Annotated in this window: 22 protein-coding genes; 19 read left to right on the top strand and 3 right to left on the bottom strand. The window is 43.3% G+C overall.

The genetic code is table 11. The features are described from left to right. Positions 1 to 7 precede the first annotated feature (7 nt). From EUBC25_RS06730 to EUBC25_RS06690, 9 genes are all read left to right on the top strand, one after another. Complete coding sequence (locus EUBC25_RS06730; protein ID WP_230107397.1) at positions 8 to 703, top strand: type II secretion system F family protein; 696 nt, start codon at positions 8 to 10, stop codon at positions 701 to 703. Continuing rightward, entirely contained in the window at positions 640 to 1,926 is a 1,287-nt protein-coding gene (locus tag EUBC25_RS06725) for a hypothetical protein (RefSeq protein ID WP_230107396.1), read from the top strand. The genes EUBC25_RS06730 and EUBC25_RS06725 overlap by 64 nt, the downstream gene beginning before the upstream one ends. A 22-nt stretch (positions 1,927 to 1,948) precedes the next feature. Further along, entirely contained in the window at positions 1,949 to 2,125 is a 177-nt protein-coding gene (locus EUBC25_RS06720) for a Flp1 family type IVb pilin (RefSeq protein WP_230107395.1), read from the top strand. A 25-nt stretch (positions 2,126 to 2,150) separates the two neighbouring features. Continuing rightward, positions 2,151 to 3,515: a DUF5702 domain-containing protein gene (locus EUBC25_RS06715; RefSeq protein WP_230107394.1), complete on the top strand. Its 1,365-nt coding sequence runs from the start codon at positions 2,151 to 2,153 to the stop codon at positions 3,513 to 3,515. 117 nt (positions 3,516 to 3,632) lie between these two features. Continuing rightward, complete coding sequence (locus EUBC25_RS06710; protein WP_230107393.1) at positions 3,633 to 4,454, top strand: TadE/TadG family type IV pilus assembly protein; 822 nt, start codon at positions 3,633 to 3,635, stop codon at positions 4,452 to 4,454. Next, the gene (locus tag EUBC25_RS06705; RefSeq protein ID WP_230107392.1) at positions 4,445 to 4,906 is read left to right on the top strand and encodes a prepilin peptidase; all 462 of its coding nucleotides are present in this window, start codon (positions 4,445 to 4,447) and stop codon (positions 4,904 to 4,906) included. The genes EUBC25_RS06710 and EUBC25_RS06705 overlap by 10 nt, the downstream gene beginning before the upstream one ends. Beyond that, entirely contained in the window at positions 4,899 to 5,324 is a 426-nt protein-coding gene (locus EUBC25_RS06700) for a TadE family protein (protein ID WP_230107391.1), read from the top strand. The genes EUBC25_RS06705 and EUBC25_RS06700 overlap by 8 nt, the downstream gene beginning before the upstream one ends. A 10-nt stretch (positions 5,325 to 5,334) precedes the next feature. After that, entirely contained in the window at positions 5,335 to 6,114 is a 780-nt protein-coding gene (locus EUBC25_RS06695; protein WP_230107390.1) for a DUF6382 domain-containing protein, read from the top strand. A gap of 151 nt (positions 6,115 to 6,265) precedes the next feature. Further along, positions 6,266 to 6,871, top strand: a complete 606-nt coding sequence (locus EUBC25_RS06690; RefSeq protein WP_230107389.1) for a rhomboid family intramembrane serine protease — start codon at positions 6,266 to 6,268, stop codon at positions 6,869 to 6,871. Here EUBC25_RS06690 and EUBC25_RS06685 read toward each other — a convergent pair. Further along, positions 6,824 to 7,549 (bottom strand): sensor histidine kinase, encoded by a 726-nt coding sequence (locus EUBC25_RS06685; RefSeq protein ID WP_230107388.1) that lies wholly within the window; start codon positions 7,547 to 7,549, stop codon positions 6,824 to 6,826. The genes EUBC25_RS06690 and EUBC25_RS06685 overlap by 48 nt on opposite strands. Positions 7,550 to 7,635: 86 nt before the next feature. Between EUBC25_RS06685 and EUBC25_RS06680 the strand changes: the two genes are divergently transcribed. Then, positions 7,636 to 8,049 (top strand): HIT family protein, encoded by a 414-nt coding sequence (locus tag EUBC25_RS06680; RefSeq protein ID WP_230107387.1) that lies wholly within the window; start codon positions 7,636 to 7,638, stop codon positions 8,047 to 8,049. 37 nt (positions 8,050 to 8,086) lie between these two features. Beyond that, positions 8,087 to 8,641 (top strand): RNA polymerase sigma factor, encoded by a 555-nt coding sequence (locus EUBC25_RS06675; RefSeq protein WP_230107386.1) that lies wholly within the window; start codon positions 8,087 to 8,089, stop codon positions 8,639 to 8,641. Positions 8,642 to 8,680: 39 nt separating this feature from the next. Here EUBC25_RS06675 and EUBC25_RS06670 read toward each other — a convergent pair whose 3' ends face one another. Continuing rightward, positions 8,681 to 9,748, bottom strand: a complete 1,068-nt coding sequence (locus EUBC25_RS06670) for an undecaprenyldiphospho-muramoylpentapeptide beta-N-acetylglucosaminyltransferase (protein ID WP_230107385.1) — start codon at positions 9,746 to 9,748, stop codon at positions 8,681 to 8,683. Positions 9,749 to 9,860: 112 nt separating this feature from the next. On the opposite strand from EUBC25_RS06670, the gene EUBC25_RS06665 reads away from it, so the two are divergent. Further along, entirely contained in the window at positions 9,861 to 10,724 is an 864-nt protein-coding gene (locus EUBC25_RS06665) for a DUF4367 domain-containing protein (RefSeq protein ID WP_230107384.1), read from the top strand. Between the two features lie 75 nt (positions 10,725 to 10,799). Further along, entirely contained in the window at positions 10,800 to 11,282 is a 483-nt protein-coding gene (locus tag EUBC25_RS06660; RefSeq protein WP_230107383.1) for a DUF6147 family protein, read from the top strand. A gap of 353 nt (positions 11,283 to 11,635) precedes the next feature. Here the strand turns inward: EUBC25_RS06660 and EUBC25_RS06655 are convergent, their stop codons facing one another. Beyond that, a complete protein-coding gene (locus EUBC25_RS06655) occupies positions 11,636 to 11,878 on the bottom strand; it encodes a TIGR03905 family TSCPD domain-containing protein (RefSeq protein ID WP_230107382.1) in 243 nt (80 codons plus the stop codon). A 181-nt stretch (positions 11,879 to 12,059) separates the two neighbouring features. Between EUBC25_RS06655 and EUBC25_RS06650 the strand changes: the two genes are divergently transcribed. From EUBC25_RS06650 to holB, 6 genes are all read left to right on the top strand, one after another. Further along, positions 12,060 to 12,752 carry a 5'-methylthioadenosine/adenosylhomocysteine nucleosidase gene (locus EUBC25_RS06650; protein ID WP_230107381.1) on the top strand — a complete coding sequence of 231 codons (693 nt, stop codon included), beginning with the start codon at positions 12,060 to 12,062 and terminating at the stop codon, positions 12,750 to 12,752. A 140-nt stretch (positions 12,753 to 12,892) separates the two neighbouring features. Continuing rightward, entirely contained in the window at positions 12,893 to 13,855 is a 963-nt protein-coding gene (locus EUBC25_RS06645; RefSeq protein ID WP_230107380.1) for a hypothetical protein, read from the top strand. Positions 13,856 to 14,035: 180 nt separating this feature from the next. Beyond that, the gene (locus EUBC25_RS06640) at positions 14,036 to 15,385 is read left to right on the top strand and encodes a glucose-6-phosphate isomerase (RefSeq protein WP_230107379.1); all 1,350 of its coding nucleotides are present in this window, start codon (positions 14,036 to 14,038) and stop codon (positions 15,383 to 15,385) included. A gap of 9 nt (positions 15,386 to 15,394) precedes the next feature. Then, positions 15,395 to 16,801, top strand: a complete 1,407-nt coding sequence (locus EUBC25_RS06635) for an aminotransferase class I/II-fold pyridoxal phosphate-dependent enzyme (RefSeq protein ID WP_230107378.1) — start codon at positions 15,395 to 15,397, stop codon at positions 16,799 to 16,801. After that, positions 16,794 to 17,381 carry a nucleoside/nucleotide kinase family protein gene (locus EUBC25_RS06630; RefSeq protein ID WP_230107377.1) on the top strand — a complete coding sequence of 196 codons (588 nt, stop codon included), beginning with the start codon at positions 16,794 to 16,796 and terminating at the stop codon, positions 17,379 to 17,381. The genes EUBC25_RS06635 and EUBC25_RS06630 overlap by 8 nt, the downstream gene beginning before the upstream one ends. After that, the gene (holB, locus tag EUBC25_RS06625) at positions 17,368 to 18,357 is read left to right on the top strand and encodes a DNA polymerase III subunit delta' (protein WP_230107376.1); all 990 of its coding nucleotides are present in this window, start codon (positions 17,368 to 17,370) and stop codon (positions 18,355 to 18,357) included. The genes EUBC25_RS06630 and holB overlap by 14 nt, the downstream gene beginning before the upstream one ends. Positions 18,358 to 18,360: the final 3 nt, after the last annotated feature.

Genomic DNA, 18,360 nt, shown 5'->3' with positions numbered 1-18,360 from the left:
ATATGTTGTGGCATTTACAAAAGCAGCGGCTCTTTTGGGGCTGATCGCATACTTGTATTACGAATCTATATGGGCGTTTTTTCTTCTGACGCCGGCGATAGTCGGATATATGAAGATTTGGGAACAGGAATGTGTACAACAAAAGGAAAGAGAATTTCGGCAGCAGTTTCAGGAGGCGATCCGCTTGATGCTGGCTTCGCTGAATGTAGGGTATTCCTTGGAGAACGCTATAAAAGAAACAAAAAAAGATCTTGATATACTTTATAATGGACAAACGGCAATCCAAAGAGAGTTTACCTATATGATCCGCCAGATTTTTGTTCAAATTCCTACGGAACAGATTTTGGAGGAGTGGGCGGACCGGGTAAAGCAGGAAGACCTGCAGAATTTTGTAAATGTTTTTGTGACAGCAAAAAGAAGCGGAGGGGATCTTCTGTCTATTATCAGAGATTCTATTGGGCAGATCAGGGACAAAATCGAAGTGGAAAGAGAAATCGAAACACTGATCGCTGCTAAAAAGTATGAATTTAAAGTAATGTCAGCGATTCCCTTTGGAATTATCGGATATATGAAAATCAGTTTTCCGGAATTTATGGAAATCTTATACGGAAATGTTTTAGGAGTAGGAGTGATGAGTATATGTCTGATGATATACGCCGGAGCCTACTATTTTGGACAAAGAATTGTAAATATAGAAATTTAATGGTAGCGGTGTTGGTGATAACCGGAATCCTGGTAGCGGTTCTTCTTGCAAGCGATATTAGAAAATCCATTGTTTCGCAGAAAACGATTTCAAGAAATTCCTATGGAGAAGGAACGGTAAAAAAGCAGCTGGAGATTTCGGCAGACGGTCAAAAAATAGAAGAACCAATCGAGATTGAGATAATGGAAAGGCAGTATACAGCCGGAGAAATTCAGGAGGTGTTCCGTCGAGCGGCAGAGCAGATAGAAAGACTGGCATTGGCAGAAAATGAAAGTGCGGAAAAGGTGCAGACGGATCTTAATCTGGTTACAAGTATTCCGGATGAGCCTGTAAAAGTAGAGTGGGAGCTGGACCGTTACGATATCATGGACATCAATGGGAAACTTCATGAGGAGACGGTTGAAGAATTGGAACAAAAGGGCGAAACGGGGATCCTGGTACAGTTAAAGGCATGCCTGACTTATACAGAAGATGAGACTAAGCAGGCTATGCATGAGATGACAGTTCGCGTGTATCCTCCAGTGAAAACAAAGACAGAAAATCTAATCGCGGACATTAAAACAGAAATCTCGAGAATAGATACGAAAAATAAGACAAAAGAAACAATAAAATTACCTGAAAAAGTAAATGGAAAGGAAATTTCGTATTACTATCCTATGGACTTCCGGGGATTAACTGTGTTGATTATGGGGATTGTGGTGGCAGTACTTCTGTTTTTCCTGGACAGACAAAACAGGAAAAAAGAACAAGATGACAGAGACAGGCAGATGATGCAGGATTATCCCCGGATTGTAAGCCAGCTTAATCTGCTTTTAAGCGCCGGGATGAGTACAAAAAGCGCATGGAAAAAGATTATAGATGAATATAAGAAAAAGAAGATAAAGGGAAAGAAAAGGTACGCCTATGAGGAGATGGAGGCGGCCTGGAATGAAATGTGCAGCGGAGTACCGGAAAGAGAGTGTTACGAGCAGTTTGGAAGCAGGTGCGGGCTGCAGGCATATATGAAATTAGGGACGCTGCTGTCCCAGAACTTGAGGAAAGGGACGAAGGGGCTGGCAGATATGCTGCGTCTGGAAGGGATTCATGCTTTTGAAGAGAGGAAAGCATTGGCAAAAAGATTAGGCGAAGAAGCGGGGACAAAACTTCTTCTTCCCATGTCTTTTATGCTGGCGGTTGTTATGATCATCATTATTGTTCCGGCCTTTTTGTCCATTCAATTGTAGAGTTTATAAGGAAGGAGAACATATGTGGAGACTACATTATTTTATGCATTTGATGAAAGAAAAAAAGGGAATTGGCGTAGTGGAAGTGATTTTAATTTTAGTTGTGCTGATTGGGCTTGTCATTATTTTTAAGTCCCAGCTTACCAGCCTGGTCCAGACTATATTTCAGAAAATTACAAGTGAAAGTGCAGGAATCTGAAACGTTGGAGAACCTGCGGGGAGAAATGACTGCTTTTTTAGCATTGATTTTTATTTTGCTGATTTCCTTTGCAGGTTCTTTGATGGAAAGCGTTTCTATACAAAGCGCGAAAAACTACAGAAGAGCGGATATGAACCGGGCGGTGGAATCGGTGTTTGCAGAGTATCAGAAAGAGATGCTGGAAGAATTTGATCTGTTTGTTCTGGAAGGAAGTTATGAAAGTGGCAGCTATTCTAAGGATAGGATCATGGATCGGCTTTCCTATTATGGTGCGGGAAATATGGAGCACAGTATAAAAAGAATGGAAATTATCACGGACCGAGGAGGAGCACCTTTTCTTGAACAGGTGAATCAGTGGGTAAAGCATAAATACGGTTTGGATAAGCTGGATGGGCTGCTGGGAGAGGCGCAAAGTTGGAAAAGCCAGAGCGAAGAGGCAAAGAAGTTCCAGAAAGAGGAAGAAAATCAAAATCAGACACTGGAAGATTTGCTGAAGGAAAATGAACAGCAGCTGCCGACAGAAGATAATCCTTTAAATACAGTTTCCGGGCTGAAAAATTCTCCGCTTTTAAACCTTGTTATGCCGAAGGAAAAAACAGTATCAGCGAAAAGTGTCGAACTTTCTTCCATGGTATTTCACAGAAGCCTGGAAGAAGGATATGGAGACTTCCAGGATGTTTCAGATGGGACAGGCGCTTCTTCTCTGGCGCTGGGAGTATATCTTTTAGAGCACTTCAAATCGGCAGTTTCAAAAAAGGAGAGTGATACCGGGGCATCAGCAAGTGCGCTGGAGTATGAATTGGAATACATACTTGGCGGAAAAGGCAGCGACAGAGAAAATCTGGAATATGTTGTACAGCGGCTCCTGGCTATCCGAGTAGTTCCTAATTATATTTATCTGCAAAGCGACAGTGCAAAGAAAGCGGAAGCAAGAGCGATGGCGCTTACTTTGTGCACATTGCTGGCTGTCCCGGCAATTACGGAGGCAGTTATGCAGGCGCTTCTGTTTGCCTGGGCCTTTGGAGAGAGCGTGGTGGATATAAGAGCTTTGCTGGACGGAAGAAAAGTACCTTTAACGAAAGATCGGCAAAGCTGGCAGCTTCAGTTGTCCGCCCTGTCCCGGCTGGGAGAAGAGGGAGAATGGAACAGCGGACAAGATTCAGAAAAAGGATTGGATTATACCGATTATATAAGAATCTTACTTTTCCTGCAAAACACCGGGCAGACAGCCCGGCGCAGCCTGAATCTGATGGAGCAGAAATTGAGAACAGAGAAGGGATTTACCTGGTTTCGGGCAGATTACTGTATCACAAAAATAGAGTTTGAATCTGTTTGCAAACTTCGCAGAGGGATCAATTACCGCTTTGCTACCTATTTCGGATATAACTAGATTTTATATATTGCTGAATTTCAGAGATTTACCTATATAGCCAGACAAAAGAGAAGCCGGAAACATGGAAAGGCGTCCTTTTGAAGGAATTATTTACTATGGAAAGAGAGGTGCAAAATGGCTTTCACGGATACAACCATGTTCTTTAATCAAAATATCTCACATCGTCATCATTGTTTGTTGAACAAAAGGGCGCCTTTCTGTGTTTCCGGAAGTATAACAATAGAGGCAGCGCTGGCTGTTCCTATGTTTTTTCTGGCAATTATTGCGCTTTGCTATATGATGGAAGTAATGTCAGTGCGGACAAGCATACGAAGTGGAATGCAGTCGGCGGGGAAGATGGCAGCCAGAGAAGCATATATGAAGCCGGTTCTCATTCCGGGAGAGATTGAAAAAACGGTGATTGAGTCAATTGGAGAAGAGCGGCTGGAGCAAAGTATTATAGAAGGTGGCAGTCAGGGAATACGCTGTGAAAAATCCTACATGTCTCCGGTGACAGGACTTATGGAGATCCGGGTAAATTACAGAGTGTTTCTTCCGGTGCGATTCTTTGGACAAATTACAGTACCGATGGAAGAGTCCTGCAGATTAAAAGGATGGATAGGATACGAGAAAACAGGATTTTTACATAGGGATGAAACCGTTGTTTATATTACAGAGACAGGGATGGTCTACCACAAAGACTATCACTGTACCTATCTGGAGCTGTCGATCAAAACAGTACCGTCCAATGAGGTAGATGCTCTTAGAAATAAAAGCCAGGGGAAATATTATCCCTGTGAACGGTGTACAGGCCGCCAGCCGGGGGAAGAAGTGTATATTACAGATTATGGAAATCGCTATCATTCATCTTTAAGCTGCAGCGGTCTGAAAAGAACAATTTATGCAGTACCGCTGTCAGAGGCGGCGGGGAAAGGAGCTTGTTCAAAATGCGGATAACAAAAATCATTCAGGAACTTAATGTGGAAAACCTGATATGTTTAGGGGTTCTGACAGGAATTTCTGTGTATGATATATTATTCAGGAAAATTTCCGGATTTGTCCTGATGTTGGGAAGTATACTGGCAATAGGATATGGACTGACCGTATCGGAAAATCCCTGGTATATTTGTGCGGCAGGAGCGGCAGTCGGAGGCATCTTGCTGGGAATTGCCTATGTGACAGATCAGGCGGTGGGATATGGAGACGGTTGGCTTTTGGCAGCGCTTGGTGTCTATCTGGGAATCTGGGCTGTTCTTGAAGTGCTGATCGTGGCATGGGGGCTGATGGCAGGGGCGGCCGCAGTGTGCCTTGTAAAGAAAAGATGGTCCAGACATGCAGCTCTTCCAATGACGCCGTTTGTAACTTTTGGTTTTATTATATTTATGGTCAGTGAATGTATTTATGAGTGACAGGAAAAAGGATAAGTCAATATTAAAAAAGAAATATCAGGGAAGCCTGACTGTGGAGGCAGCATATCTGATGCCGGTGATAGGGATGATATTAGCAGTCAGCATTTTGGCATTATTTTATTTTCATGACAAGAATATTATTTCTTCATGCGCTTATGAAACTGCAGTAGTTGGGAGTACGAAGGCGAGAGAAAAAGATGGTGTCAGTCCTGATATTCTGATCCGGGCTTTTCAGGAGAGGATACATGGGAAATGTATCCTCTTTCCGGATGCAGCTGTGGAGGTGCAGGTGAAAGAAAACATGATCTTAGTTCATGCTTATTCCCGAAGAAAGGGAATGACAGTATCGACAGAGCATAGAATGAAAGTGACGGATCCTGAAAAATATATACGTGATCTTCGAAGAATCGGGAAATAAGGGAGAAGATATGTTAGAAAAGGAATATGGAATAGAAAGGGCAGAGTATAGAAGAGGACTTGAGCAGACTATGCTGATATTTGAAGGAGAAACTGCCTACATAGAAGATTATCAAATGAAAATGCTGGAAGAAAATCATATAAAAGGGTTTTTGGATGTAAGGGGGAGGGGACAAGATGGAACCAGTTTGTATGAATATGATATTACTGGAAAAAGAAGCATAAAATCGATCTATGAAGAAAGAAAAATCACTATAAGAGAAATGAAAAAATTTACAAAAAAAGTCTTGGCACTGCTAAGAGAAGCATCAAGATATCTTTTGGATGCGGATAGGATTGTTTTGGATCCGGAATTTATTTTTTATGAAAATGGGGAATATGCTTTCTGCTACTATCCGCTGGGAGGATGGGATGTATGGAAGGCTTTTCATAAACTAACAGAACATTTTGTGCAGTGGACAGATTATCAGGATGACAATAGCGTGAAATGCGCTTTTTTGCTGCATAAGGAAACTATGCGTGAAAATTATAGTCTGAGGAAAATTTTGAAAAAACTGGAAGAAGATGAAGAAGAAAAAAAGACAGTAATACTTCAGCATACAGAACAAGAACCTGCGGAATATTCATATGACACAAAAGAACATGACTGGATTACAAGTCAGGAAATGGGAAGCAGTATACTGCGAGAGACGGATAATATGTGGAACCCGGTAAAAAACTTTCTGAAACGCCATAAAAAACCGGCATGGAAAGCGTGGGACGGAATTTATATTGATGAAGAAGAATTATAACAAAATGTAGTAATTTGCAGGAAATGTTTCAATCTGTTGACGGAAGAAGAAAAATACACACTCCGTTTCGATTTATGATATAATATCGTCAGACACTATATCTTTGCCCCAAGAAGTGTACATTTGGGCAGACTTCATAAAAGGAGAAAAAATGTACCAGAAAAAGGCAGTATTTACAATTGGATTATTGGCAGTAAACGTGGCAGTATTTTTCTTTCTGGTATTTCAGGGAAGAACAGAAGATCCGATTTTCATGATAGAACATGGAGCTATGCTTACTCCTTTGGTGGAGCAAGGTGAGTATTATCGAATGATCAGCAGCATCTTTTTGCACTTTGATTTTTCTCATCTTATGAACAATATGCTAAGCCTTGGTTTGCTGGGGTGGCAGCTGGAATTGACAGTTGGAAAAATAAAATATGTTATTATATACCTCTGTTCAGGTATTGCCGGAAATCTGCTGTCTATGATTATGGATATCAGAACAGGAGAGTATGCGGTAAGTGCCGGCGCTTCAGGGGCAATCTTTGGCATTATCGGAGCGCTTCTTTATATAGCGGTCAGAAATCACGGCAGGATTGGCAGGATATCCGGCAGGGGATTGGCGTGGATGGCAGTCTTTACATTGTACTATGGGTTTACAAGCACAGGAGTAGATAATTACGCTCACATTGGCGGGCTGGTCTGCGGATTCATCCTGGCAATATGTTTATATTGGAAGAAGGATCGTGAATACGGTTCCTTTTCCTACCGTTGATGTTACAGTTATCTGACCTTCATGGGCATCGATGACCCGGCGGACAATGGCAAGTCCCAGTCCGGTTCCATTGGATTTATAGGTCACAAAGGGCTGAAAGATCTGGTTCTGCTGTTCTTCGGAGATACCACAGCCGGAATCCTCAATCTGTACAGTAATATTGTGGTTCTGTACAAATGCTTCAAGCCGGATAGAGCCGGATCCGTCAATAGATTCTGCAGCGTTGCGCAGAATATTGAGAAATACTTCCTTAAGTTTTGTGCGGTCTGCACAGACAGTTGGAAGGGAAGGAGACAAAAAAGAGGTAAATTCAATCGGACCATCCATGCAGGAAGAGGCAAAGGAAAGTACGATATGCTCCATAAATTCGCGGAAAGAAAACACGGAACGGCTTAAGGATGTACTGTGATTCAAAGAAGAAAGCTCTTCAAGAAGCTGTTTCATATATTCAATATCTTCGCGCATAGAACGCCAGTAACGGTCAGAGATGATTTCGGGATGGCGTGATTCCAGAAACTGAAGCGTACTGTAGACTAAAGTGAGGGGATTTCTGATTTCATGGCTGATTGCTGATATCGTTTCCTCCTGAGATGACAAAAGTTTCTGGATCAAAGTTCGATTTTCGGGCTTTTCTGACATTAATTGTTCTAATTTGTCGTAATCAGTACTTGTAAACATAGGATACTACCGCCTTTCTGGACTTCAAGTTTAGCACTGGCGGTTCAAATATTCAATTACTATTTTAAGGAAAGAAGGATGATGATATGAGAGATGAAAACTGTATTTTTTGCAAGATAGCAAATGGAGAAATTCCGTCGGCTACTCTTTATGAGGATGATGATTTTCGCATTATTCTGGATCTGGGACCTGCATCCAAGGGACATGCACTCCTTTTACCTAAGGAACATTACGAGAATCTGTATATGCTTCCCGACGAACTGGCGGCAAAAGCATTGCCGGTTGCAAAAAAAATGATTACAAAATTGACAGAAGTGCTGGGCTGTGACGGATATAACGTCGTGCAGAATAATGGCGAGACTGCCGGCCAGACGGTATTTCACTTCCATATGCATTTAATTCCGCGTTATAAGGGAGACCAGGTTGGGCTTGGATGGAAAATGGGAGAGCTTACAGACGAGGAACGGGACGACATTCTCGCCAAATTGAGAGAGGCCTAATAGAAAAAGGAATACAAGGGATAAAAGGAATATTGATGTGGAAATAGAATTCATAGGAGGATCCGGATTCGATGCCATATATGAACAGCATAAGGCCAAAATCTTTCAGACAGCAATGATGTACACAAAGGAATGGCATACTGCAGAAGATATTACACAGGAGGCATTTCTTAGATACTATATCTACATGGAACATGCGTCGATCGATAATACCAGACAATGGTTGTTGACAACAACCAGAAATATAGCTTTGAATTACAGAAGAGATCGCAGTAGGGAACAGCTTGTAGATTTTGAAGAATTTGGTGAAGATAAAATGGATTGCAGTGAGAGCACTGAAACGATATTCTTTAGAAAACTCTGGAAGAGAGAAGTGTTTACATCTACGATAACGATTTTAGATGCACTGTATGAAAAGAACCGCCGATGGTATGATGCGGTTACGCTGGTTTACTGTATGGAAAGACCGCAGAAAGAAGTAGCGGAGTGTATGGGTGTTAATCTGGATACTTTACATAGTATGTTGTATAGAGCAAGAAATTGGATAAAGGAGTATTGCAGAGAAGAATATGACCACATCCATGAAGCATAAAAACAGGTGCCGATACGACACCTGTTTTTTACAGCAATATTATTCATTGACAGCAGATTCAATTAAATCAATAATAGTGTCAATAGAATTTTGTTGGTGAGATTTCGCCATAGCATCTACATATTGCCGGCGATTTGCATACAATTCATGGATAGATGAAAGCAAAGTTTCACTGGTAATATTTTCTTCTTCCAGAACAAGGCTGAAGCCCTGGCGTTCAAAGGAACGGGCATTCAGGATCTGGTCGCCGCGGCTTGCATTGGCAGATAAAGGTATCAAAAGATTGGGCTTATGAAGGGCAAGCAGCTCACAGATAGCATTTGCACCGGCTCTTGATATTACAATATCCGTAAGTGCGAACAGATCTTTCAGCTCATCTTTGATGTATTCGTACTGGACATAGCCGCTTATATTGTTTAAAGTAGGGTCAAGCTTGCCGCGTCCGCACAGATGAATGATCTGGAACTCTTTCAGGATTTCAGGAAGATTACTGCGCACGGCATCATTGATCGCAGCGGCTCCCAGGCTTCCGCCAATAATAAGAATAACCGGTTTGTCGGGAGATAATCCCGTAAATGATCTGGCTTTTTCTTTATCGCCTTCCAGCAATTCCTGACGGATGGGAGAGCCGGTCAGAACCGCTTTGTCTGCGGGGAGAAGTTTTACTGTCTCCGGGAAATTGCAGCAGACTTTTGTGGCAGATGGAATCGACAATTTATTTGCAAGACCGGGAGTCATATCGGATTCATGTATAATAGTAGGTACTTTACATTTTTTTCCGGCCATGACAACAGGAACGGATACAAAACCGCCTTTAGAAAAAATAACATCAGGATTTAATAGTTTGATCAACCTTTTTGCTTCCCCAAACCCTTTCAATACGCGAAAAGGATCTGTGAAATTCTGAAGGCTGAAATAGCGGCGGAGCTTCCCGGAAGAAATTCCATGATAAGGGATGCCGAACTGCTCGATCAATTCTTTTTCAATGCCATTGTAAGAACCAATATAGTGAATATCATACTGCAATTCTTTTAGCCGCGGCAATAAAGCGATATTAGGGGTAACATGGCCGGCGGTACCGCCGCCGGTTAAAATGATACGTTTCATATTGTTCCTCCGATTTAAACATTCTAAGACAATTGTATACGTAACAAGGGAAAGGGTCAAGAAAAAGTCATAAATGAAAATGCTATAAATCGAAAATCGAGAGAGGTATGTCATGAAAGAACAATTCGACAACGAACAATTCAGTCAGTTTTTGAATGAACAGCTTCAGAGGGAGGCAGAAGAAATAGAAAAAGAGCTGGAAGAGCATCCGGAGCTTGCTGATCTGTCCCCTGATGACAGTGTGAAGGACAGGCTGTATGCCCAGATAGAAGAATACGAGACACAGAAAGCTCTCAGCAAATTGTCGGAGAAAGACCGGGAGGCTCTCCGCCTGGGAAGAATGCTTCAGAAAGAGCGGGAAGAAGATGAGATCCGCCGGACAGTACGAAAACGCCGTATGGGCTGGAGGCGTATTGCGTCCCTTGCTGCTGTGATGGTATTTGTGCTGGGACTTGGAATCACAAGTGTAGGCGGACCGAAACGAGTAATGGAAGTCATGCAGCAGATGGTTGGCGGAAGAGAGATGACGAGAATTAATTCAGATGATGACGAGATATTGAGTTCCGGAGAAAGCGAAGAAGAAAAGGCATATCAGCAGATAAAAGATGAATTGGGGATTGATCCGGTGAGACTGCTGACTAATGAAAAAGGGATGCAGTTTGTTGGTATAGAAATAGATGAGATGTTGCAGACGGCAAACTTATTTTTTGATATGAAAGGAAATGTTGTTTCATATATCATCAGTCTATCTTATGCTGACGGTTCTTTTGGCTCAGATATTGAAGATCAGCTGGTCGATAGCTATCCATACAAGACAGACCGCTTTACGGTTGAGGTGAGAAAATATCTGATTTCAGAAACCGATGAAACGGAATTTTCAGCAGAGTTTGATTATCAGGATGTGCATTACCAGCTAACTGGTATTATGGAAAAAGCAGAATTGGAAGAAATTTTAAAAAATTTATATTTTTTATAAAAATCCCGTCAGTTTTTGTCCTTATATGTGTCTTACTATATGAGGAAAGAAAAGTAGGAAATGTGGAGGGATGATATGAAGAGAAGGATTATATCTGTGTGCTGTGCTGCTGTGATGATTATGGGACTAACAATCAGCGCGGGATTCCAAACAAATGCGACTGAAAGTCAACCTATTAACAATCACTCATATCTCACACATGAGACAGAATCTACAGGTATAGCCACATCAATTACCAGAGGTGCGGACCTTCAGACCGGGTATTCTAAGATTGTACGGCTGGGACCTGGGGTCATCTACGCTGGAGGAACTACCATTGCACAGCATGAAGTAGAATCCGTAAAGGTTGGTGTTATGGTGGAACGGGCAAAAGATGAGAACGATGACTGGCATTACGTAGATACCTGGCAGAAGGAGAATGAGAATGCGATTTCTGTCAGCTCCAACAAAAGGATTGAGGTAGAAGGGGACTGGTATTACCGTGTCCGCTGTGTACATTCGGCAGGAAATGACATGAGCAGTTCTTACACCGATGGTATTTACATTGAGGAACCTTAGACCTTTGTATTAGCCAAAAACATGACCAAGCACCATGCTGGGACTGTTGTATTTACTACTTTGCGGTGCAAATTGGAAACTATATGAAACCTAATTTTTTTATTTTTTCCTTACATTGAGAAGCCGTCATCAGGTCTGAAAAGACTAAAGTCGTCGCAAAGTAGTAAATACAGCAGTTCCAGCAAAAAGAAAACAAGAGAACAAACCCAAGAAACAAGGAGAGGAAGGTGAGCATGAATGCTTGCCTTCCTTTTCCGTTATAGATAAATATAGAAAATTGACAAAAATACCCGGGGTATATGTCAATTTGGGACGTAGTAAACTTTAAAAGTGTTACGTCACCTGTTAAACACTTAACACTCTTTTGCGGCGCGCAGGGCTTTTGCCAGCTGATCCGGGCAGGATGTCGGTTTGTTGCCGCAGCGGATCCCTTCCATACGTTCGATTGCATCATCTACGTTCATTCCCTTAACGAGATGTGAAATGCCCATTGTATTGCCGGCGCATCCTCCGATAAACTCTACTGATTTAATGGTGTCTCCGTCTAATTCTACATTGATCTGTCTGGAACAGACGCCCATTGGTCTGTACTGCATATCTATACCTCCTCTGTAGTCATTAAGAAAATATCAATATTTTTATTATGACAGATGGTACCCCTTATTGGCAAGCCTGTTTCATACAAAATTCCGTCAGCGGCAGTATCCCGGACTTGCCAAAGCAGCCCGGAACGAATATACTCAATGCAGTAAGAAAAAGTAAAAGGAGGCAAAGCATATGATAGGAATTATCGGAGCAATGGAAGACGAAGTGGCGGCTCTGAAAGAAGCTATGGAAATAGAAAAAACAGAGGAACAGATCGGCATGACCTTTGTGAAAGGGAAACTGTGTGGAAAAGATGCGGTTGTAGTACGAAGCGGTATCGGCAAGGTGAACGCTGCCCTGTGTGCACAGATTCTTGCTACGGTGTATAAGGTGGACGTGCTGATCAACACAGGAATTGCCGGATCTTTGGATGCCAGAATTGATATTGGAGATATGGTTATTTCTACAGACGCTCTGTATCATGATATGGATGCGGTGAATTTTGGTTATGAACCGGGACAGATCCCGCAAATGGATATCTTTTCTTTTCCGGCGGATGAGCGCCTCATAGAACTTGCGAAAGCGGCAAACGAGGAAGCAAATCCGGATATCCACACTTTTACAGGGAGAATTGTGACTGGAGATCAGTTTGTGTCATCAAAAGAAGTAAAAGAAAGTATTGTAGAAAAATTCCATCCTCTGTGCACAGAGATGGAGGGAGCGGGCATTGCGCACGCCGCCTACCTGAACAAAATTTCGTATGTCATAATCCGGGCGATTTCGGATAAAGCCGACAACAGCGCCACGATGGACTATCCGGCTTTTGAAAAGCAGGCAATCAGCCACAGTGTAAGGCTTGTAAAAAATCTGCTTCCGCGGATCTGAAAAATGAGTCCTGCCACTTTTGTCAAAAAAGAAGAAAAACCAACAAAATGCAAGAAACCAGAGACGAAAACTGTTGAACGGTTTTTCTGATTTCTTCTTCCGGTTCGAGTATAATCGAATCAAAGAAGGAGGGTTTTGTGATGTTAGAAGTGGTATTGGACAAGCAGATCCTGGTCATACTGATCGGGATAGCAGCGGTATTAGGAGTGCTTAGTAAATGTGTGGCGGGATTTTCCCTGAAAAGGCTGGTTCGGGCAGCAGGAAACATGAACAAAAGCAGTCATGCTCTGGTCCGGCTGATCAAAGCAAAATTTGAACATACCTGCATGATCAGCGACCGGGTGCAGAATGTAGATGCTTTTGTAGGGAAATATCTGTATGAATACCGTGTGGTGGGACTTCGTCTCCACACATGGCGGAGGATGGAAAAGGCAGCGGTATGGCTTTGCCTGATCTTCGGCCTTGCCGGAGCAGCGGCATGGTACTCATTATATGGTATGGGAGATCAGGTGCTTCAGTATGCCGCCGGAGGAGCCGGAATGGCTATCCTTGTATTTCTGTTCCAGCTTACCGGAGATGAGAAGTATCAGCTGGATGCAGTGAAAAATTACATGGTAGACTACCTGGAAAATATCTGCGCCCGCAGGTACGAAAAGGCACAGCAAAAAGAGATACGGGAAGAGTGGAAGGAAATGGCGCCGCCTGAACCGGAAAGAACCCCAATACAGAGTGGGGCGGTTTCACAGACGGCTGCAGATACCCGGGCAGCAGGCGACGTGCTTCTGGAAGAAGACGGACCATCGCCGGAACCCCTTGCTTCCAGGGAGGCAGGAGCACAGACTGTTTCGGAAGCAGCCGGAGCCTGGGAGGCGGCCAACCGCATGGAGCCGGAAGTTGCTGCGGTAAAAAGAACAGAAGAGCAGAAAAAGGAAGAAAACGCAGCTTTCAGCCAGCGGACCAGAAACAGCTCTGTGAAAAATGCCTCAGTAAAAAGGAAGGCAGAGGAAGCGAGAGATCTGAAAGACGAGTGCAAAGACCAGAAAGAAAAAGAAGTACCAAAAGAAGTACTGATAAGAGAGATCCTGGAAGAGTTTCTGGCTTGATTTCCATACGCTATTTTCCTTGCCAAGAGGGGGCAATACTGCTAAAATAAAAATAGCGTAGTGTGCGATACCGATGGAAAAGTGTTGCAGGCGCGTTAAAAAGCTACCGGGAGGCACATGTAATAATAGCAGATTACCCGGATGGAAATAACATAAGATAGATAGAAGGAAGGTATTACTATGAGCAGTAAAGTGACATTTGATTATTCAAAAGCAGCAGCATTTGTAAAAGAACATGAAATAGAAGCTATGAAGAAGATCGTGGAAGATGCAAAAGATGTGCTGACAGGCAGAAATGGTGCGGGAAATGATTTCCTCGGATGGATCGATCTGCCGGTTGACTATGATAAAGAAGAGTTTTCACGTATCCAGAAAGCAGCAGAGAAAATAAAGGCAGATTCCGAAGTGCTGATCGTGATCGGAATCGGCGGATCCTACCTGGGAGCAAGGGCAGCAATTGAATTTCTGCGCCACAATTTCTACAACATGGTTCCAAAGGAAATCCGTAAGACACCGGAGATTTACTATGCAGGAAACAGCATAAGCAGTACCTACCTGAAACATCTTATTGACGTGATCGGAGACAGAGATTTCTCCGTAAATATTATTTCTAAATCCGGAACTACAACAGAGCCGGCTATCGCATTCCGTATTTTCAAGGAAATGCTGGAGAAAAAATACGGCAAAGAAGAGGCGGCAAAGAGAATTTACGCTACAACTGATAAAGCAAAGGGAGCGCTGAAGAACCTTGCAACAGAAGAAGGTTATGAAACATTTGTTGTTCCGGATGATGTAGGAGGACGTTTCTCTGTACTGACAGCAGTAGGCCTTCTGCCGATCGCAGTCAGCGGAGCAGATATTGAAAAGCTGATGGAAGGCGCGGCATCCGGAAGAGAGATGGCCTTGAACAACCCATTTGAAGAAAACGACGCTCTCCAGTATGCGGCAATCCGAAACATTCTGCACAGAAAAGGAAAATCTGTGGAAGTGCTGGCAAACTATGAGCCAAGCCTTCACTATGTATCAGAATGGTGGAAACAGCTTTACGGCGAAAGCGAAGGAAAAGACCAGAAGGGAATCTTCCCGGCATCTGTTGATCTTACGACAGACCTTCACTCCATGGGACAGTTTATCCAGGATGGAAGCCGTATCATGTATGAAACCGTAATGAATGTGGAAACTTCTCAGGAAGAGATCATTCTGAATGAAGAGCCGGTAGATCTGGACGGATTGAACTATCTGGCAGGAAAGACCGTTGATTTTGTAAATAAGAGCGCAATGAACGGTACTGTTCTTGCACATACAGACGGAAATGTTCCGAACCTGATGGTAAATATTCCGGAGCAGAACGAATATTATCTGGGACAGCTGTTCTACTTCTTTGAATTTGCATGCGGCGTCAGCGGATATGTATCCGGTGTAAATCCTTTCAACCAGCCGGGAGTAGAGAGCTACAAGAAAAACATGTTTGCTCTTCTTGGAAAACCGGGATACGAAAAAGAAAGAGAAGAACTTCTGAAAAGATTGTAGAGAATATATATGGAGACACTATACAGCAGGCTGAAGGCATACAGCGATACGGATTATTATGGCTTCCACATGCCGGGACACAAAAGAAATCAGATACGTTTTGGTGAAGGGCTTCCCTATGGGATCGATATTACAGAGATTGAGGGGTTTGACGATCTTCATCATGCAGACGGCATTATAAAAGAAGCCCAGCAGGAGGCGGCCAGGCTCTACGGAGCAGAGGAAACGAAGTTTCTGGTAAATGGAAGTACAGCAGGGATTTTAAGTGCTGTTCTTGGCTGTACGAAAAAGGGAGATCAGATCCTTGTTGCAAGAAACTGTCATAAATCCGTCTACCATGCCATATTTCTGAATGAGCTGGAACCGGTCTATCTGTGGCCCGGTTTCAGCTGTCAGTTTCAGTTAAATACGGAAATCTCCGTAAGCGCAGTGAAAGCTGCGCTTACTAAGCATTCCCGGATAAAGGCGGTTGTTATTGTCTCACCCACCTATGACGGAGTTGTCTCTGATATTGAGTCAATTGCAGAGGCAGTCCATGAAAGGGGAATCCCCCTGATCGTGGATGAAGCCCACGGCGCACATTTTGGATTTCATCCTTATTTTCCGGAAAATGCGCTGAAAAGAGGTGCGGATGTGGTGATCCACAGCCTTCATAAAACCCTTCCCTCTCTGACACAGACAGCGCTGCTCCATATGAGAGGGGAGTATATAGATAAAAGAAGGATTTCTTCTTATCTGGATATGCTCCAGTCAAGCAGTCCTTCCTATATCCTGATGGCGAGTATTCATGAATGTATTCGGATGCTCAGGGAGGAGAAGGAGCAGCTTTTTGAACCTTATGTAAGGAATCTTGATACTCTGCGGAAAAATCTGCAGAATCTGAAACATTTGAAACTGGTACAGACAGAACATTACGACCGGTCAAAACTTGTAATTTCTGTAAGACATACGGATATGAGCGGCAGAGAGCTGTACAGGGAGCTTTTGGAAAAGTATCATCTTCAGATGGAGATGGCGGCGGGATCCTATGTACTTGCCATGACATCTCCGGGAGATACGAAGGAAGGATTTGCACGGCTTGAGCAGGCTCTGTTTGAGTTGGATGCAGCTGCTAAACTTCGGGAAAACGTACAGGAAGACGATATAGCAAAACTGCCTGAAAATCCTGTTATCTGTACAAGCGCCAAGGCAGCCCTTTGCGGGGCAAAAGAAACAACATACCTGCCTGTTGAAAAGAGTGAGGGAATGATCTCTTTGGAGTATGCCTACCTCTATCCGCCGGGCTGCCCGATGATCGTACCGGGCGAGCGGATCAGCAGGGAATGTATCAAACGGCTTGCAGGCTATCAAAAGCTTGGTTTTAAAATAGAAGGCCTGGAAAAAGAAGGAAGCATTGGAGTCTGGAACAATGGGTAAAATATTTTATATCATGGGAAAAAGTGCATCCGGAAAGGACACGATCTTCAGAGAACTCAAAGAGCGCTGTCCACAGCTTGGAATGGTTGTCCCTTATACGACAAGGCCGATCCGTGCAGGAGAAAAAAACGGGGTGGAATATTTTTTTACAGATGAGGCGGCTTTGGCTAAAATGGAAGCAGAGCACAAGATCATAGAAATCCGCTCTTATGATACGGTTCATGGCATCTGGAAATATTTTACTGCAGCGGACGGGCAGATTGATCTGGAAAGTTCTGATTATCTGATGATCGGAACGCTGGAATCTTATAGAAAAATGAGAGAATACTATGGGGAAGAGCATTTGATTCCCCTTTATATAGAAGTCGAAGACGGGGAGAGGCTTACAAGGGCGCTCCTTCGGGAACAGCAGCAGGCACAGCCTAAATACAAAGAAATGTGCCGACGCTTCCTGGCAGACGAAGAGGATTTTTCAGAAGAGAACCTGAAGAAGCTGGGTATCAGACGAAGGTTTGATAACAGCAGCAAAGAACAATGTTTAGATGAAATCACAGAGGTAATATACAATGGCAAGCTTTAAAGACGTAGTAGGACATAAGGATATTATAAAATATATACACAATGCAGTAGAGGAAAATAAAGTGTCCCACGCCTACATTCTGAATGGAGAGCGGGGATCCGGCAAAAAAATGCTGGCCAATCTTTTTGCCACAACACTCCTGTGCGAAAAAGGAGGGCCGGATCCATGCAATGTGTGCCATTCCTGCAAGCAGGCAGAAAGCGGCAACCACCCGGATATTATCCGGGTGAACCATGAGAAGCCCAATACCATCAGTGTGGATGATATCCGGCAGCAGGTGAACAATGATATACAGATCAAACCTTATCAGGGACCTTATAAAATTTATATTATAGCAGAAGCGGATCTGATGACAGTACAGGCACAGAACGCCCTTTTAAAGACTATCGAAGAACCACCGGAATATGCGGTTATCTTCCTTTTGACAGAAAATGCAGAAGTGCTGCTGCCGACGATCACATCCAGATGCGTCATGCTGAAGCTCCGGAATATCCGGGATACGCTGATCCGAAAATATCTGATGGAAAGCCTGCAGATACCGGATTACAAGGCGGACATGTGCACGGCATTTGCCCAGGGAAATATGGGGCGCGCCATTATGCTGGCAAACTCCGAATATTTCAATGAGATCCGGGAGGAAGCGGTACAGCTTTTAAAGTACATCAACGAGATGGATGTCAGCGAAATTGTGAAGGCCATTAAAAAGATCAGCACCTATAAGCTGGAGGTAAACGATTATCTGGATATCATCATGATATGGTACCGGGATGTACTGCTGTATAAGGCAACAAAAGAAATGGACAGGGTAGTATTCAAAGATCAGCTTCCTTATATCCAGGAAAGGGCGCGCAAAAGCTCCTACGAAGGGATTGAGCTGATACTGGAAAGCCTGGAAAAAGCAAAGCAGAGGCTGAAAGCCAATGTTAATTTTGAACTGGTGATGGAGCTCCTGCTTTTGACGATAAAGGAGAACTGACAA

The organism is Claveliimonas bilis (genome assembly GCF_020892095.1).
Classification (GTDB): domain Bacteria; phylum Bacillota; class Clostridia; order Lachnospirales; family Lachnospiraceae; genus Claveliimonas; species Claveliimonas bilis.
The sequence above is the reverse complement of the archived record's forward strand: the minus strand, read 5'-3'. Positions and strand labels throughout refer to the sequence as shown.

Excerpts from the sequence above, each read along its gene's own strand:
- EUBC25_RS06635 (WP_230107378.1), top strand. The coding sequence starts at position 15,395 with ATGGAGACACTATACAGCAGGCTGAAGGCATACAGCGATACGGATTAT.
- EUBC25_RS06665 (WP_230107384.1), top strand. The coding sequence starts at position 9,861 with ATGAAAGAACAATTCGACAACGAACAATTCAGTCAGTTTTTGAATGAA.
- EUBC25_RS06685 (WP_230107388.1), bottom strand. The coding sequence starts at position 7,549 with ATGTTTACAAGTACTGATTACGACAAATTAGAACAATTAATGTCAGAA.
- EUBC25_RS06705 (WP_230107392.1), top strand. The coding sequence starts at position 4,445 with ATGCGGATAACAAAAATCATTCAGGAACTTAATGTGGAAAACCTGATA.
- EUBC25_RS06710 (WP_230107393.1), top strand. The coding sequence starts at position 3,633 with ATGGCTTTCACGGATACAACCATGTTCTTTAATCAAAATATCTCACAT.
- EUBC25_RS06655 (WP_230107382.1), bottom strand. The coding sequence starts at position 11,878 with ATGCAGTACAGACCAATGGGCGTCTGTTCCAGACAGATCAATGTAGAA.
- EUBC25_RS06640 (WP_230107379.1), top strand. The coding sequence starts at position 14,036 with ATGAGCAGTAAAGTGACATTTGATTATTCAAAAGCAGCAGCATTTGTA.
- EUBC25_RS06725 (WP_230107396.1), top strand. The coding sequence starts at position 640 with ATGTCTGATGATATACGCCGGAGCCTACTATTTTGGACAAAGAATTGT.
- holB (WP_230107376.1), top strand. The coding sequence starts at position 17,368 with ATGGCAAGCTTTAAAGACGTAGTAGGACATAAGGATATTATAAAATAT.
- EUBC25_RS06715 (WP_230107394.1), top strand. The coding sequence starts at position 2,151 with ATGACTGCTTTTTTAGCATTGATTTTTATTTTGCTGATTTCCTTTGCA.
- EUBC25_RS06695 (WP_230107390.1), top strand. The coding sequence starts at position 5,335 with ATGTTAGAAAAGGAATATGGAATAGAAAGGGCAGAGTATAGAAGAGGA.
- EUBC25_RS06670 (WP_230107385.1), bottom strand. The coding sequence starts at position 9,748 with ATGAAACGTATCATTTTAACCGGCGGCGGTACCGCCGGCCATGTTACC.
- EUBC25_RS06630 (WP_230107377.1), top strand. The coding sequence starts at position 16,794 with ATGGGTAAAATATTTTATATCATGGGAAAAAGTGCATCCGGAAAGGAC.
- EUBC25_RS06650 (WP_230107381.1), top strand. The coding sequence starts at position 12,060 with ATGATAGGAATTATCGGAGCAATGGAAGACGAAGTGGCGGCTCTGAAA.
- EUBC25_RS06700 (WP_230107391.1), top strand. The coding sequence starts at position 4,899 with ATGAGTGACAGGAAAAAGGATAAGTCAATATTAAAAAAGAAATATCAG.
- EUBC25_RS06690 (WP_230107389.1), top strand. The coding sequence starts at position 6,266 with ATGTACCAGAAAAAGGCAGTATTTACAATTGGATTATTGGCAGTAAAC.
- EUBC25_RS06680 (WP_230107387.1), top strand. The coding sequence starts at position 7,636 with ATGAGAGATGAAAACTGTATTTTTTGCAAGATAGCAAATGGAGAAATT.
- EUBC25_RS06660 (WP_230107383.1), top strand. The coding sequence starts at position 10,800 with ATGAAGAGAAGGATTATATCTGTGTGCTGTGCTGCTGTGATGATTATG.
- EUBC25_RS06720 (WP_230107395.1), top strand. The coding sequence starts at position 1,949 with ATGTGGAGACTACATTATTTTATGCATTTGATGAAAGAAAAAAAGGGA.
- EUBC25_RS06645 (WP_230107380.1), top strand. The coding sequence starts at position 12,893 with ATGTTAGAAGTGGTATTGGACAAGCAGATCCTGGTCATACTGATCGGG.